The sequence below is a fragment of the Vreelandella zhuhanensis genome (genome assembly GCF_009793355.1).
In the GTDB taxonomy this organism is placed as follows: domain Bacteria; phylum Pseudomonadota; class Gammaproteobacteria; order Pseudomonadales; family Halomonadaceae; genus Vreelandella; species Vreelandella zhuhanensis.
Genome location: NZ_WTKP01000007.1, coordinates 91099 through 106665, shown reverse-complemented (window position 1 = coordinate 106665; position 15567 = coordinate 91099). Strand labels below are relative to the sequence as shown.

10 protein-coding genes and 1 pseudogene are annotated in these 15567 nt (G+C 59.7%); 5 read left to right on the top strand and 6 right to left on the bottom strand.

Annotated elements, in window-relative coordinates:
* Positions 1–119: 119 nt before the first annotated feature.
* Positions 120–1160, bottom strand: coding sequence for an SO_0444 family Cu/Zn efflux transporter (locus GPM19_RS10960; RefSeq protein WP_160419084.1), 1041 nt, complete (start codon positions 1158–1160; stop codon positions 120–122).
* Between GPM19_RS10960 and GPM19_RS15275 the strand changes: the two are divergent.
* Both GPM19_RS15275 and GPM19_RS15270 read left to right on the top strand, forming a co-directional pair.
* Positions 1159–1560, top strand: a pseudogene (locus GPM19_RS15275) (MerR family transcriptional regulator); the annotation flags it as partial. The gene GPM19_RS10960 and the pseudogene GPM19_RS15275 overlap by 2 nt on opposite strands.
* 129 nt (positions 1561–1689) lie before the next feature.
* On the top strand, positions 1690–2226 hold the full coding sequence (locus GPM19_RS15270) for a DUF924 family protein (RefSeq protein WP_202114809.1): 537 nt from the start codon (positions 1690–1692) through the stop codon (positions 2224–2226).
* Between the two features lie 21 nt (positions 2227–2247).
* Here the strand turns inward: GPM19_RS15270 and radD are convergent, their stop codons facing one another.
* Entirely contained in the window at positions 2248–4077 is a 1830-nt protein-coding gene (gene radD / locus GPM19_RS10950; protein WP_160419082.1) for a DNA repair helicase RadD, read from the bottom strand.
* A 3-nt stretch (positions 4078–4080) separates the two neighbouring features.
* Positions 4081–8022, bottom strand: coding sequence for a phosphoribosylformylglycinamidine synthase (gene purL / locus GPM19_RS10945; protein ID WP_160419081.1), 3942 nt, complete (start codon positions 8020–8022; stop codon positions 4081–4083).
* 164 nt (positions 8023–8186) lie between these two features.
* Here purL and mltF point away from each other — a divergent pair, with 164 nt between their 5' ends.
* A complete protein-coding gene (gene mltF / locus GPM19_RS10940) occupies positions 8187–9653 on the top strand; it encodes a membrane-bound lytic murein transglycosylase MltF (RefSeq protein ID WP_160419080.1) in 1467 nt (488 codons plus the stop codon).
* 100 nt (positions 9654–9753) lie between these two features.
* On the opposite strand, the gene tadA is transcribed toward mltF, so the two are convergent.
* Positions 9754–10221 carry a tRNA adenosine(34) deaminase TadA gene (gene tadA / locus GPM19_RS10935; protein WP_160419079.1) on the bottom strand — a complete coding sequence of 156 codons (468 nt, stop codon included), beginning with the start codon at positions 10219–10221 and terminating at the stop codon, positions 9754–9756.
* A 109-nt stretch (positions 10222–10330) separates the two neighbouring features.
* Here tadA and GPM19_RS10930 point away from each other — a divergent pair, with 109 nt between their 5' ends.
* Positions 10331–11158, top strand: a complete 828-nt coding sequence (locus GPM19_RS10930) for an acyl-CoA thioesterase (protein ID WP_160419078.1) — start codon at positions 10331–10333, stop codon at positions 11156–11158.
* A 119-nt stretch (positions 11159–11277) separates the two neighbouring features.
* Here GPM19_RS10930 and GPM19_RS10925 read toward each other — a convergent pair whose 3' ends face one another.
* On the bottom strand, positions 11278–12549 hold the full coding sequence (locus GPM19_RS10925; RefSeq protein ID WP_160419077.1) for a malic enzyme-like NAD(P)-binding protein: 1272 nt from the start codon (positions 12547–12549) through the stop codon (positions 11278–11280).
* A gap of 412 nt (positions 12550–12961) precedes the next feature.
* The gene (gene rpmE / locus GPM19_RS10920) at positions 12962–13177 is read right to left on the bottom strand and encodes a 50S ribosomal protein L31 (RefSeq protein ID WP_160419076.1); all 216 of its coding nucleotides are present in this window, start codon (positions 13175–13177) and stop codon (positions 12962–12964) included.
* A gap of 146 nt (positions 13178–13323) precedes the next feature.
* Between rpmE and GPM19_RS10915 the strand changes: the two genes are divergently transcribed.
* Positions 13324–15549 carry a primosomal protein N' gene (locus GPM19_RS10915; RefSeq protein WP_160419075.1) on the top strand — a complete coding sequence of 742 codons (2226 nt, stop codon included), beginning with the start codon at positions 13324–13326 and terminating at the stop codon, positions 15547–15549.
* Positions 15550–15567 lie beyond the last annotated feature (18 nt).

The window sequence follows — 15567 nt, the reverse complement described above, 5'->3', positions numbered from 1 at the left end:
GATTCTCCTGGGTGGGCTGAAAGGCTGAGCTGGCCGTGCAGTCTAGCAAACTTGGCGGCACGAGAAATGCCAGATCACGGCAGCGCCATTATAGCCACGCCTTTCACTGGAAAACCCCGTCATTGAGGAACCAGACGTTCCACGCCACGCCGTAGCGGGCGGATAGCCAGTATTCCCAGCAAGCCGAGCGCCGACCATTCCAGCCATTCCGGCAACAGCTCCTGAACCGCGCCTACCTGGGCGATCAGGTTGATATCCAGCTGCGCCACCAGCACATTGGTCAAGACACCCACGATAAGTGCCGTGCTCAGGATGCCCGCCAGATAAGCCGCTAACGCAGGGCCGCCTAGTTCACGACGCAATACGCCCAGCGTGGCTAGGCTGGTAATAGGCCCGGCCAACAGAAATACAATGACCGCACCGGGAGATACGCCGCTCAGCAACATGCCGGCGGCAATCGGCGTGGCGGCGGTGGCGCATAGGTACAACGGAATACCCACCACCGCCATCAACAGCATGATTCCGAAACCACTGCCGTAAGTGGCGATGGCTTCGGGAGGCACCCAAGCCATCAGCGCCCCGGCCACCATCAACCCCGCCAGGACCCAAAGGCTGATGTCGTCGAGGACATCATTGAACGCATAATGCATGCCTTGGCGTAGCCGCTGCCACCTTGAATCGCCCCCTTCCGGCACTGGCGGCGCATGCCCTGCTTCGCAGCACCCTCCACAGGCGCTTTGCGGTTCGGGCATGACGGGTCGCTCGTTGGTCATGGCCACCAGCAGCCCCGTCGCAATAGCGGTGGCAATTGCCCCAGTCACGCGCGCTATCATCATGAAGGGCCCTAACAGGGCATAGGTAATCGCGATGGAATCCACCCCTACGCCGGGGGTGCCGATCAGAAAGGCCGTGGTCGGCCCACGCCCCGCGCCTTTGCGATGCAGCGCCAGGGCGGTAGGAATCGCTCCGCAGGAACACAGGGGTAAGGGCGCCCCGATAACCGCTGCCCGCGCAATACTCGCCAGTCCTCGCCCGCCGATCCAACGTTCCAGCAAGGCATCGGGGAAAAATGCCTTGATCAAGCCGGCCACGAACAGGCCGAATAATAACCAAGGGGCCGCTGCCAGCGCCACGGAAAGCATTTCATTGAGCATCTGCATGGGCGTCTCCTTCGGCGATTGCCTTCATATGCCATTACGATCTAGCATAAACCCTGTAACCGTTACAGAGTCAAACCACATGCACGAACTGATCAAGATAGGCGAGGTCGCTCGCGCCAGCGGCTGTTCAGTCGAAACGATCCGTCACTACGAAAAACTCGGCTTGCTCAAACCTCCTAAACGGGGTGACAACGGCTACCGCTACTACACAGCGGAAGCGGTGAAACAGCTGGGATTCATTCGCCATGGGCGCGACCTGGGGTTGGACCTACACAGCATCCATGAACTGCTGAACCTGACCGCTCACCCAGACGCACAGTGCCACCAGGTGGACGCTATCGCTTCGCAACACCTGCAGCGCATCGAAGCACGCATCTCGGCCCTACAGGCATTGGCGCAAGAACTGCGTACCGTCGTTACTCAGTGCCGAGGCGGCAGAATTCGCGAATGCCGTATCGTGGAAGCCTTGTTCGAGCCACAGTCCGCCCCTGAAGGAAACCCTACCTCGACTCAGCAGGAGACAAGTGACATGCAACAAGCCGTACTGGATTTCTGGTTCAACGAACTCGACCCGAAACAGTGGTGGGCAAAGGATGCGGAACTCGATGCCAGAATCACCCAACGCTTCAAGGCACTTTTAAGCCAGGCCGCCCAGGGGGAGCTATTTGAATGGCGAGCGACTCCTAGGGGGAGACTGGCCGAAATACTGGTGCTGGATCAATTTTCTCGCAATATACACCGCGATACCCCGGAAGCATTTGCTCAGGATAACGTGGCGCTGATGCTGGCCCAGGAGGCCATTGCCTCGGGAGAGGCGGAAACCTTGACACCCATTGAGCGCAATTTTCTTTATATGCCCTACATGCACAGCGAATCACCCAAGATTCATCAGCATGCCGAACGTCTGTTTCGAGCCAATGGCCTGGAAGACAACTACAACTTTGAAGTGAAACACAAGGCGATTATCGACCGTTTCGGCCGTTATCCACACCGTAATGCGATTCTAGGGCGCGACTCCACCGCCGAAGAAATCGAGTTTCTCAAGCAACCCGGCTCGGGGTTCTGAGCCGCAAGAACCTGCACTCGCTTACCCTGCTTTCTGCGCCTTGCGATAGCGCCCGCTGTAGTCGAAGAGCTTCTCGCGCACTTGGAAATGCCGCCCTACCTTGCGCCCGATGACGAAATCCGGCCCACGCAGACGATGCTGTTCGGCTATCACCTCCCCCGGTGTCATGGGCTTCCAGGACAAGCCGGGGGCGCGCAGGTGCTCGCGTAGAAAGACAGCGTGAAAAGCTTGTCGCTGTGCAGCGGTTTCCAGAGCGAACCATTCGCTCAGGGTGGCGCCGTCCTCGTCGTGATAGGTGACCTTCAGGCGGGGCAGCCCGCGGCCGTTGACGGTGGCTTCCAGCTGCATGCCGCTGACGCGCAACACCAAGGCATCCTTGAGCTTCAGGGCATCCTTGAGCTTGTCATCGGCATCCACCAGCAGCACTTGGCAGCCATGGCAACGCCGGGCGGCGATGTCGTTTTCGGCGCCACAATCGCCACACACCTTGAAGCGAAAACGGAAATCACATTGACGCTTTCTACCGGCGACCGATGCATCTTCGACCAACCCTTGGCAGCGGCGGCCGAAATGCTCGATGACCAGGTCGCCGTCACGCTTGCCCCAGAAAAGATTGGCGTGGCCGCAGGCCGGGCACTCCACCTGGACCGGCTCGTTGTCGCCGGGGGGTTTGGGTGAACCGACCTCCGGCGCATAAATATCCCAAGGGTTACCGGCGTAGTCCAGCACAAGGCAATCGGTTTTTCCCGGTGAGAGACGCAGGCCACGCCCGACAATCTGCTGGTAAAGGCTGACCGATTCGGTGGGCCGCAAGATCGCGATCAGATCGACATGCGGCGCATCGAAGCCGGTGGTCAGCACCGCCACGTTGACCAGGTACTTGAGCTTACGAGCCTTGAAAGCGCTGATCAGCGCTTCACGTTCGACGGAGGCGCTAGCCCCCGTAATCAGCCCGGCCTCACGCGCCGGCAGATAGCCCAATATTTCCTCGGCATGGGCGACACTGGCGGCAAAGATCATTACCCCCTGACGGTTCTCGGCGCGCTGGATGATCTCCTGGATGATTCCCGGCGTTGCGCGATTGGCAGCCACCACCCGATTGAGTTCTTCTTCACGGAACAGGCCCGAGGAGGCAGGCATAAGCTGGGAGAAATCGTAGCGCTCCACGGCGGCATCAATGCGCTCGGGCTTGGCCAGATAGTCCTGCTTGACCATCAGGCGCAGCGGTTGCTCGAACACGCAGTCACGAAAGAAACAGTCTTCATCACCGCGCACCATGCCATGGGTATGGCGATGATAGATAAACCCCTGCCCCAGCCGATAGGGCGTGGCGGTCAGCCCCAGCACCTTGAGCTGCGGGTTTTGCCGGCGCAGATGCTCGATCACCTGACGATAACCGGCATCTTCCTTGAGCGAAACACGATGGCACTCGTCGATCACCAGCAAGGTGAAGCCGCCCCGCTCGCCTTCATCAGAGCCAAAACGCGCCAGATTGCGCATCACCGACTGTACCGAGCCAAACACCACCTGCCGCTCGGCCTCCTTGCGCTTGAGCCCGGCGCTGAAGATATCCGCTTCGAGCCCATAGGCCTGGTACTTGGCGTGATTCTGCTCGACCAACTCGCGCACATGGGCCAGCACCAGCACTCGCCCCCGCGCCAGCCGCGCCAGCTCGGCAATCACCAACGACTTTCCGCTGCCGGTGGGCAATACCACCACCGCCGGGTCGCTGGAGCCGCGAAAATGCTCGACAACGCGCTTGACCGCTTCAGTCTGATAAGGACGTAGGGCGGGTGGCGGTGACGATAAAGGCGACCCTTGGGCCGCCTTGGAGGAGTTGCTTTTGGGCATCGCTCAGCCTACCCAGACCCGTGCATTGCGGAACATTCGCAGCCAGGCACCGTCTTGCGTCCATTCTGCAGGACGCCAGGAGTTGGTGACCGCACGGGTGACACGCTCCGGGTGCGGCATCATGATGGTGACTCGACCATCCGGGGTGGTCAGGCCGGTGATACCGGAAGGCGAGCCGTTGGGATTGGCCGGATAGCGTGTCGTGACCTGGCCGTAGTTGTCGATATAGCGCATGGCGACCTGGCCGCTCGACTGCATCTTGCGAAGGTGGGCGCTATCGCGAAACTCGGCGCGGCCTTCACCGTGCGCCACGGCAATCGGCAAGCGCGACCCTTCCATACCCGCCAGCAGGATCGAAGGCGTCTGTTCGACACGAACCATGGCCACGCGCGCCTCGAATTGCTCGGATTCGTTACGCATGAACTGTGGCCATTTTTCCGCCCCCGGGATCATGTCCTTGAGCTGCGAGAGCATCTGACAGCCGTTGCACACCCCTAGCGAAAAGCTGTCCTCACGCTGGAAAAACGCCGCAAACTGCTCGCGGGCACGCTCATTGAACAGCACCGACTTGGCCCAGCCGCCACCGGCGCCCAGCACATCGCCATAGGAGAAGCCCCCGCAGGCCGCCAGCCCCTTGAAGTCTTTGAGGTTCACCCGGCCTTCGAGGATGTCGCTCATGTGCACATCCACAGCATCGAAGCCGGCCTTGTCGAAGGCCCAGGCCATTTCCACCTGACCGTTGACCCCCTGCTCACGCAGGATCGCCATGGCCGGGCGGGCCGTATTGATAAACGGTGCGCTGATATCTTCGTTCACGTCAAAGGTCGGCATGGCGGAAAGACCCGGGTCGCGGGCATCGAGCAGATTATCGAATTCGTTCTTGGCACATTCGGGGTTGTCACGCAGCGCCTGCATGCGATAACTGGTTTCCGCCCAAGTGCGCTGGGTAAGCTGGCGCGTGGTTTCCAGCAACGGCTCCTCGAATACCGTCACACGCACCTGGTCGTCATAGCGCGGACGGGCGATGACGCCGCAGGTTTCGATACCCGCCATGGCGAACTGGGTCAGCACTTCCGCGGTGTCGGCACGCTTGACCTGGATCACCGCACCCAGCTCCTCAGAGAACAGGGCGTTGAACGCCTCCACCGGCTCGTCGATCAGCCAGTCGAGCTTGATTTCCAAGCCGGCATGAGCGGCGAAAGCCATTTCTAAAAGCGTAACCAGGAGGCCGCCGTCGCTGCGGTCGTGATAGGCCAACAGCTTGCCGTCGCGATTGAGCCCCTGGATGACCTCGAAGAACGCCTTGAGGTCTTCCGGGTCGTCAAGATCGGGGCACTCATCACCCACCTGTCCATATACCTGAGCCAGGGCCGAGCCACCCAAGCGGTTCTGGCCGTTGCCCAGATCGATCAGGATCAGGTCGCTCTCTTCCTGCTCCAGGTTTATCTCGGGCGTGAGGGTCGCCAGGGCATCGGTCACCGGAGCGAAGCCGGTAACAACCAGTGATAACGGCGAGGTGACGCTCTTGTCTTCGACCTCGCCCTTGGCGTCTTCTTCCTGCCAGGCGGTACGCATGGACATGGAGTCCTTGCCGACGGGAATCGCGATACCTAGTGCCGGGCACAGTTCCATGCCCACCGCATGCACGGCTTCATACAGCGCCTGGTTTTCACCGGGATGGCTCGCCGCACTCATCCAGTTGGCGGAAAGTTTGACGTCGCCGAGCTTAGCAATCGGCGCGGCCGCCAGGTTGGTGATGGCCTCGGCCACCGCCAGACGGGCACTTGCTGCCGGATTGATCAATGCCACCGGCGGGCGTTCACCCATGGCCATCGCTTCCCCGGCATGGGTATCGTAGCTTGCCGTGGTCACCGCGACATCGGCCACCGGCACCTGCCAAGGGCCGACCATCTGGTCGCGAGCCACCTGGCCTGTGATTGAACGATCGCCGATGGTGATCAGAAAGCTCTTGGAGGCCACGGTAGGCAGACGCAGCACCCGATCCATCGCTTCGCGAAGATCGAGATTATCCAGCATCACCGCTGGCATGGTGCGGGTCTCGCTCTGGAATTCACGCAGCATCTTGGGCGGCTTGCCGAACAATACGCTCATCGGCAAGTCGACCGGCTGACTATTGAAATGGCCGTCGTGCACTTCCAGATGATGCGCTTCAAGCGCTTCCCCGACCACCGCATAAGGGCAGCGCTCGCGGGCACATAATGCCTCGAAGGTCGCCAGATCCTCCGGCGCCACGGCAAGCACGTAGCGCTCCTGGGCCTCGTTGCACCAGATTTCCAAGGGGCTCATCCCTGGCTCGGCGTTGGGTACCGCACGTAGATCGAAGCGCCCGCCGCGTCCGCCATCCTTGACCAGTTCCGGCAAGGCATTGGAAAGCCCACCGGCCCCGACATCATGAATGAAGCGAATCGGATTGCGCTCGCCCAGCGACCAGCAGCGGTCGATCACTTCCTGGGCGCGGCGTTCGATTTCCGGGTTTTCACGCTGTACCGAGGCAAAATCCAGGTCGGCGCTGGAAACCCCGGACGCCATGCTGGAAGCCGCTCCGCCACCCAGCCCAATCAGCATCGCCGGGCCGCCCATGACGATCAGCTTTCCCCCTACGGGAATCTCGCCCTTCTGGACATGGTGAGCACGAATATTGCCGTAGCCACCGGCGAGCATGATGGGCTTGTGAAAACCACGCCGCTCGATACCGGTTTCGGTCAGAGCGTCCTGCTCGTAGGTACGAAAATAGCCGGTGAGATTGGGGCGACCGAACTCGTTGTTGAACGCCGCGCCGCCGATCGGCCCTTCGAGCATGATCTCAAGCGCGGAAACGATCCGCTCAGGCTTGCCGTAATCGAGGGTTTCCCAAGGCTGAACGAATTCGGGAATACGCAGGTTGGAAACGGTAAAACCGGAAAGCCCCGCCTTGGGCTTGCCGCCGATACCGGTAGCACCTTCATCCCGGATCTCGCCGCCGGAACCGGTGGCGGCGCCAGGAAAGGGGGCAATCGCCGTGGGATGGTTATGGGTTTCCACCTTCATCAGGATATGAATCAGCTCCTGATGCGTGGCATAACGCGCGGTTTCATCGGCTTGGCCGGTCAGGGGGTCGGCGAAGAAGCGTCCGCCATGGCTACCCTTGATAACGGCGGCATTGTCGCTGTAGGCGGAAAGAACGTTATCCGGCGAGCTGGCGAAGGTGTTCTTGATCATCTTGAACAGGGAGTGCGGCTGCGCTTCGCCGTCGATCACCCAGTCGGCATTGAATATCTTGTGGCGGCAGTGCTCGGAGTTGGCCTGGGCGAACATCATCAATTCGACGTCGGTAGGGTTGCGCTCGAGTTCTTCGAACGCTGTCACCAGATAGACGATTTCATCATCGGCCAGGGCCAGACCCAATTCTCGGTTGGCGGTGGCCAGCGCCTCACGGCCACCGTCGAGAATATCCACAGTCCCCAGGGGGGCAGGCGCATGGTGAGCGAACAACTTGGCCGCATCCGAGGCGTCACTCAACACCGTTTCGGTCATGCGGTCGTGCAGTAACGCTACCAGGGTGGTGAATTCGGCTTCATCCAAGGGTGCACTGAATGTCAGGCGATAATCGATGCCCCGCTCGATGCGCTGAACCTTCTTCAGGCCACAATTATGCGCGATATCCGTGGCCTTGGACGACCAGGGTGACTGCGTACCCAGTCGCGGCACCACCAGAAACCGTTGAGCAGACTTGGGCGGTGGCTCACGCTCACCGCCCTGGCTGGTATAATCCAGAAGCTGGGTGAGGCGTTCAAGGTCGGCATCGTCCAGCTTGTCCTGGTGATCAATGAAATGGACATAGTCGGCAGACAGCGACTCGACCTCGGGAAGGCGTTCACGCAGAACCGTTAACAACCGGGCATGACGGAAGTCGGAAAGGGCGGGTGCGCCTGGCAGTTCGAGCATATCCTGGAGCCTCTAGAGCAGGGAATTCGAGCGGGGGAAACGGTAAACCGTCGAGCGGTAATTCCCCTATGATACTGGAAAGCATTGGCCACACGAAATCAGCGAGGTGACAGCAAGCACCGGCCTGGGTATCGTGATGACTCCTTTCATGCCGACATGACATTATGCTTAAACTGTTCAGCCGACATTTCAAGGTTTGTGCCGGGGGGTATTTTACCCTGATTGCCATCGCTTTGATGGTGATGATGCCTACCTTTTCGCTCGTTCCCGACGGCGAACACCTAAAGCTGATCCAGTCGCGCGATTTCATTACCGTGCATACCCGCAATACCCCTACCACCTATTACGAAGGCCGCCATGGCCCCACCGGTTTCGAGTACGAACTGATGCGCGGTTTTGCAGATTACCTCGGGGTGAGCTTGAATCTGGATGCCGGCCATCATCTCGACAGCGTGCTGCCCGCGGTCCGTGAAAAAGGCGACCTGGGCGCTGCCGCGCTACCGCTGGAACCCACTACGCCGGGCGTGTATTTCACTCGAGCCATCATCGGCTTGCAACCGCTGTTCGTTTATCGTCGCGGCCTGCACGGCATTGAAGCACCCGCCGACATGGCCGCACTGGAGATCGGCACCCTGAGCGGTACCGGAACAGACAAGGTGCTGCGTGAGCTGCAGCAACAGCAGCCACTGCTGAGCTGGAAGGAGTCCACCGAGCTTGAAGTTGCGGATCTTCTGGCTCGCGTGGAAAGCGGCACACTGGATGGCGCCGTCATCTTTGATCATCAATTCCGCCTGAACCGGCTGTTTTTTCCCAACGTCGAGCGTGGCTTTCTGTTGGGCGAACCGCTTTCCATGGCCTGGGCGGTTCCTCGGGGCCGTGGGCTGGGCCTGTTGAAAGCCGCCAATAACTACCTTGGCGACATGCAGCAAAGCGGCGTTCTGGATCGTCTCGTGGAACGTTATTTCGGCCATGACGACTATCTGGAATACGTGGGCACTCGCACTTTCCTGAGCCATTTGGATTCGCGCCTGCCGCGCTTTGACGCCTTGTTCCGGGAAGCCGCAAGACAAACCGGGTTCGACTGGAAATTACTCGCCGCCATGGGCTACCAGGAATCCCATTGGGACCCCGAGGCCACCTCCCCCACCGGGGTACGCGGTTTGATGATGCTGACCTTGCCCACGGCCGCGGAAATGGGCGTTAGCGACCGTGTCGATCCGGTGCAAAGCATCGACGGCGGGGCACGCTACCTGCGCAGCATCATGGATCGCCTACCGGAGTCGATCATGGGTGAGGATCGCCTGTTCATGGCCATGGCCTCTTATAACGTCGGGCTTGGCCATCTGTATGATGCCCGGCGTATTGTCGAGACCCGCGGCGGCGACCCGGACAGCTGGCTCGATGTGCGTGAGGCCTTGCCGCTACTGCAAAAACAACAATGGCACAGTCAGACCCGCCATGGTTACGCCCGCGGAGGGGAGCCGGTGATCTACGTGCGCAACATCAGACGTTATTATGAGATGCTTGAATACGTCGAGCGCAGTCGACAGCAGTTTTTCCAGCTTGAACAGACCGAACTTGATGCGGATGCCGTCTTTCCATTGTTCGACCTTGTGCCGCCAATTGATTGATTAAAGAAATCAATATAGACCCTTTGATGCAAGCTGCCGATGAAGCACTGCATCGTGCTAAAAATAATCGGCGAAACAGTGATTTGGCTGCCGCTCCGGCTTAAGCTTCCGGCTCGCCGCGCTTAAGGGCAAATAATGTCTTCAACAAGCGCCTTGACTGGCTCGCCAACAGCCCGCCTCGCACCTCGACACGATGATTGAACCAGGGTTGCGCCAGCAGGTTCGCCTTGGACTCCAGCATACCGGTGCGCGGTTCGGCGGCACCATACACCAGCCGCGCCAGGCGGGCATGAACAATGGCACCGGTGCACATCATGCACGGCTCCAGAGACACAAACAGGCTGCATCCATCCAGCCGGTAATTGCCCAGCTGCGCTCCGGCCGCCCGCAATGCGCGAATTTCTGCATGCGCCGAAGGGTCACAACTTGCTATCGGCGAGTTATAGGCCGCACCGATGACATTTCCTTCAGGACAGACCACCACGGCACCCACCGGCACTTCACCCGCCGCCAAGGCATGGTGTGCCTGGTCCAACGCCCGGTGCATGTAAAATTCATCGCTGCGCATGGAGGCAAACTCCGCTAAGGTAGAAAACGGTCGTATGATAGTGATAAGCGCGACTCGCGTACTGACCCGTTTCATATTTTTGATCATCTTTGCACACAGGATAACGAGAATGGCAGAGTCCCTGAATAACCTGATCGGATTACTGGATCTGGAACCTCTTGAAGAGACGCTGTTTCGCGGGCAAAGCCAGGATCTCGGTTTCCCTCAGCTATATGGCGGCCAGGTTCTCGGACAAGCGCTGGCTGCTGCCGCACGCACCGTGCCCAAGGAGCGCCGTCCGCATTCTCAACATGGTTATTTCCTGCGTCCCGGCGACCCCCATCGCCCGGTGGTATACCAGGTGGATACCGTACGCGATGGAGGTAATTTCACCACGCGCCGAGTTACAGCCATCCAGAAAGGACGGCCGATTTTTTTCTGCAGTGCCTCGTTTCAAAGCTCGGAACCCAATCTATCACATCAGCGTCCCATGCCCGAAGTACCCACCCCCGAAGCCTTGCTCAAGAGCAGTGATACCCAGCATTCACGCTTTCCCGGTCACCCCATCGAATTTCTTTACCTCGAAGGCAATCCCGACAATGCGGTGCCCGCCGGCCAATGCCTATGGTTCAGATTGTCTGGAACCTTGCCCGACGACCCGGCACTGCATCGGCATTTGCTTTCGTATAGTTCGGACTTCAATCTTCTGACCACCAGCTTGATTTCGCATGGTGTGGGCTATACGGATAAGCACCTGCAGATCGCTAGTCTCGACCATGCCTTGTGGCTGCATGCCGATACCCGCCTGGATGATTGGCTGCTTTATGTGATCGACTCTCCTTGGGCAGGTGGTGCCCGGGGGTTGGCACGCGGGCACATCTATGACCGTCAAGGCCGGCTGGTAGCCTCCACCGCCCAGGAAGGCCTGATTCGCATCCACGATGCGCCCATTCGCTAACGGCCTATTTTCCCTTCGTTGCTATTTACTCCCTGCAACGCAAAATGCCTGCCCCGGTCATCCGGTGGCAGGCATCTTTAATACGCGGCGAGGTGCGCGATTGTCGAGTGTCCGTTACCTCAGCCGCCGTAAACGTCGTTGATGCTTTTCAGCGGATAGTGCGCCGGATACGGCTTGCGCGCCACACCGGAGTCCACCGCCGCTTGCGCCACGGCGGAGGAAATACGCGCCAACAGGCGTACATCCACCGGAGTGGGAATGATGTATTCACGGCCGAAGCTCATCTCATCACACTCATAAGCATCCAGCACTTCCTGGGGAACCGGCTCACGCGCCAGGTCTTTCAAGGCGTGTACCGCAGCGAGCTTCATGGCTTCATTGATGCGCGTGGCGCGCACATCCAGCGCACCACGGAAAATGAAGGGGAACCCCAGGACATTATTGACCTGGTTGGGGTAATCCGAACGCCCAGTAGCCATGATCACGTCCGGGCGCGCTTCGCGAGCGACGTCCGGGTGAATTTCGGGGTCGGGATTGGTGCAAGCGAAGATCACCGGGTCCGGCGCCATCGTCTTGACCTGCGCAGCGGAAAGCAGCCCCGGGCCGGAAAGACCCACGAAAACATCAGCCCCGTCGATGGCATCATCGAGCGTACGCATATCAGTATCCAAGGCGAACTGGGCCTTGTATTCATTGATACCTTCACGGTGAGTGTGAATCACACCACGCCGATCAAGCATCACCAGGTTTTGCTTTTTAGCGCCGCAAGAAACCAGCAGGCGCATACAGGCAATGGCTGCCGCTCCGGCACCCATGCAGACGATCTTGACGTTTTCGATCGATTTACCGGCAATATCCAGCGCGTTGAGCATGCCGGCGGCAGTCACGATAGCGGTACCGTGCTGGTCATCATGGAAGACCGGAATATTACAGCGCTCGATCAACGCTTTCTCGATCTCAAAACATTCAGGGGCCTTGATGTCTTCAAGATTGATACCGCCCCAGGTGTCGGCAATGCGCGCCACGGTGTCAATGAAAGCTTGAGGGCTTTCGGCATCGACTTCGATATCCACTGAGTTGATGCCGGCAAAGCGCTTGAACAACACGCCCTTGCCTTCCATGACCGGTTTGCTGGCCAGCGGGCCCAGGTTACCCAGTCCCAGAATGGCCGTACCGTCGGAGATGACAGCGACCAGATTTCCTTTGCCGGTATAGAGATAGGCGTTTTCCGGCTCGCGGGCAATTTCGCGCACAGGCTCGGCCACACCCGGGCTATAAGCTAGCGCCAGATCACGGGCGGTGGCAGTCGGCTTGGTCAGCTCGACAGACAATTTACCGGGAATTGGTTTGGCATGGTAATCCAGTGCAGCTTGCTTCTTTGCATCCGTCATCGTCGGGGCCCAATCAAACGTCAAAAGGAAATATAGAGAAAACGAGAGTATAGAAAAACCCTGACATGCTCAACCCTCTCCGCCTTTTTGACACGTACGGGACTATTTTACACTTTTAGCTTCATTTTTACCGACGATCGAATCTATTTGCTGAAACTTATGCCAGCAGCCTTCAGCCATAAGCTTTTACTTATCCTTGCATACCTAGTTTTTATGGAAAAATTTTCCAAATTTTATTTAAAAACACAATTGCCAGCCAATAAAAAAACCCGCCCCCGGCAATGCCGGGGGCGGGTTTCGCTTGAGCCTGGTCGGCTCAAGAAACTGTTTGCTCAAGAACCGTCCAGTTCAAGAATCATTCAGTTAAAGGCCAGTTGACTCAACGCCATTCAGGTGGATGTCAAAGGGATTATTAACCGCGCTTGACCGCAGCACCGAAACGCTTGTTGAAGCGTTCGACACGGCCACCAGTGGTCGCTTGCTTCTGCTTGCCGGTGTAGAAAGGGTGGCAATTGGAACAAACGTCCAGAGAGAAATCATGATCCGATGTGGTGCCGACATCGAAAGTAGCGCCACAGGAGCAAGTCGCTGTGACCTTCTTGTAATCCGGGTGAATACCTTGTCTCATCTTGAGCCTCACTTGAGCTGTATGCCGCCACCTGATCACTTGCCAGGCACCGCATACGGGTTGAAAAACTGCTGAACCGGTTAACGCCCTGAACCGCCTGCTTCAGGATAGCCGCGTACTATAGCAAAGCTGACGCCGGAGGCCAATTGCCCAATCCTGCTTTATCGACCGTTCTCAGGGTCGCCCTGCCCTCGCCGCTGCGTCGCCTGTTCGACTACTTGCCTGGCCGGGAAGTTCCCAGCCAGGGATGGCAGCCGGGATTGCGTGTGCGGGTGCCATTTGGCCGGCGCGAGGTCGTCGGCGTGGTGATCGAGTGTACCACTCATAGTGAGCTACCACTGGCGAAGCTACGCCCGATCGGCGCGGTACTTGATGAAACCCCACTGCCTTCCGACTGGCTGTGGTTATGCCGGTTTACCGCCCGTTATTATCAGCATAGCTTGGGTGACACCCTGCATCAGGCAATGCCGGCACTAATGCGCCAAGGGCACCGCTTGGTCGGACGCACCCACACCTTATGGCAATCGATTGATAGCGCCTCTGAAAAACAACCCGACCCTTTGGCCCGTGCCCCGCGCCAGGCGGCGCTACGCGAGATGCTGCAACAGCATCCTCACGGCCTTGCCGGTCGTGCCATCTATGCCCAAGGGTTCACCCGCGAGCAACTGCGCGCTCTACAGGAAAAAGGGCTGGTCGCGTCACGCGAGGTTACCTTGGCCGCCGCTCACCCTGACACTGGCAAGCTACTCGCAACCCCCGCCCTGCCTCTCAATCGTGAACAAGCCGTGGCGCTGGCCGCCCTGCACGAGCGCCGCGACGACTTTCATCCTTGCCTCCTGGAAGGCGTTACCGGTAGCGGCAAGACAGAGGTCTATCTGCAACTGATCGAAGCCATTGCCCGCCAAGGGCGTCAATCACTGGTGCTGGTGCCGGAAATCGGGCTCACTCCGCAAACCTTGGCACGCTTTCGCCAACGTTTCTGTGTTCCGGTGGTGGCACTGCATTCCGGGCTCACCGATCATGAACGCCTGGACGCCTGGGAAGCCGCTGCCAGCGGGCGCGCCCTGATTATTATAGGTACCCGTTCGGCGCTGTTCACACCATTGGCCAATCCCGGTGCGATTATCGTCGATGAAGAACACGACGGCTCCTACAAACAGCACGACGGCCTGCGTTATCATGCACGCGACCTGGCCGTGGCTCGCGCCCACCATCACCGCATTCCCTTGGTGCTAGGCAGTGCCACCCCCTCCCTGGAAAGCTTGCAACAGGCATTGAGTGGCAATTACCAGCACCTGCGCCTGACCCAGCGTGCCAGCCGCTTCCCGCCGGCCAAGCTCGAACTGGTGGATTTGCGCCACCGCCCGCGCCAAGGGGGGCTGACCCCCACCGCTATCGAAGCCATCAAGACCACGCTCGGCGCCGGTCATCAGGTACTGGTGTTCATCAACCGGCGTGGTTTCGCCCCGACCCTCGCCTGCCACGCCTGCGGCTGGTTGGCCGAGTGCCATCAATGCGATGCACGCATGACCCTGCACCGCCATCCGCCGCTTCTGGCCTGCCATCACTGCGACAGCCGCCGTGCCCTGCCGGATGCCTGCCCCGATTGCGGCAGCGGCGACCTGCGTGCCCTGGGCAGCGGCACCGAACGCACCGAAGAGACGCTCCAGGGGTTATTTCCCAAGGTGACGGTGCATCGTATCGACCGTGACAGCACCCGGCGGCGCGACAGTTTCGAGCAAATCCTCAAGGAGATTCAGCGCGGCGCCCCCTGCCTGCTGGTGGGTACCCAAATGCTGGCCAAGGGCCACCACCTGCCCCACGTCACTCTGGTGGTGGTGGTCAATGCCGACGGCGGCCTGTATGCCGCGGATTTTCGCGCCCTGGAACACAGCGCCCAGCTACTCGAGCAGGTGGCCGGGCGTGCCGGACGCGCCGCGCATCCCGGGCGCGTTCTGGTCCAGACCCTGCACCCGGACGACCCCCACCTCAGGCTACTGGCAGAACAGGGTTACGCGCCTCTCGCCCGCCAGCTATTGGAGGAGCGACGCGCCGCCAAGCTACCGCCGTTCTGCTTCATGGCGTTGCTGCGCATCGAAAGTCCCAAGGAAGCCGCCGCCTTGGCGCTGGCCCAGCAAGCCGCCCAAGCCTTGCGCGACTGGCTGACCGACCGCCCGGTGCGTTGTCTCGGCCCGGTACCCGCGCCCATGGAGCGTCGCCAGAACCGCTATCACCTTCACGTGATGCTGGCGGCGGACAAGCGCAGCCAGCTGCATCCGGCGGCCAATTGGCTGAGCCAATGGCTGCAAGCCAACCCTGAGGCGCGCAAGGTACGCTGGTCGCTGGACATCGATCCCCAGAGCTTAAGCTGAATCGATTCACGGCACGGC

Bases quoted from the DNA above. Each gene is read 5' to 3' on its own strand.
- GPM19_RS10960 (WP_160419084.1), bottom strand. From the start codon at position 1,160: ATGCAGATGCTCAATGAAATGCTTTCCGTGGCGCTGGCAGCGGCCCCT.
- GPM19_RS15270 (WP_202114809.1), top strand. From the start codon at position 1,690: ATGCAACAAGCCGTACTGGATTTCTGGTTCAACGAACTCGACCCGAAA.
- radD (WP_160419082.1), bottom strand. From the start codon at position 4,077: ATGCCCAAAAGCAACTCCTCCAAGGCGGCCCAAGGGTCGCCTTTATCG.
- purL (WP_160419081.1), bottom strand. From the start codon at position 8,022: ATGCTCGAACTGCCAGGCGCACCCGCCCTTTCCGACTTCCGTCATGCC.
- mltF (WP_160419080.1), top strand. From the start codon at position 8,187: ATGCTTAAACTGTTCAGCCGACATTTCAAGGTTTGTGCCGGGGGGTAT.
- tadA (WP_160419079.1), bottom strand. From the start codon at position 10,221: ATGCGCAGCGATGAATTTTACATGCACCGGGCGTTGGACCAGGCACAC.
- GPM19_RS10930 (WP_160419078.1), top strand. From the start codon at position 10,331: ATGGCAGAGTCCCTGAATAACCTGATCGGATTACTGGATCTGGAACCT.
- GPM19_RS10925 (WP_160419077.1), bottom strand. From the start codon at position 12,549: ATGACGGATGCAAAGAAGCAAGCTGCACTGGATTACCATGCCAAACCA.
- rpmE (WP_160419076.1), bottom strand. From the start codon at position 13,177: ATGAGACAAGGTATTCACCCGGATTACAAGAAGGTCACAGCGACTTGC.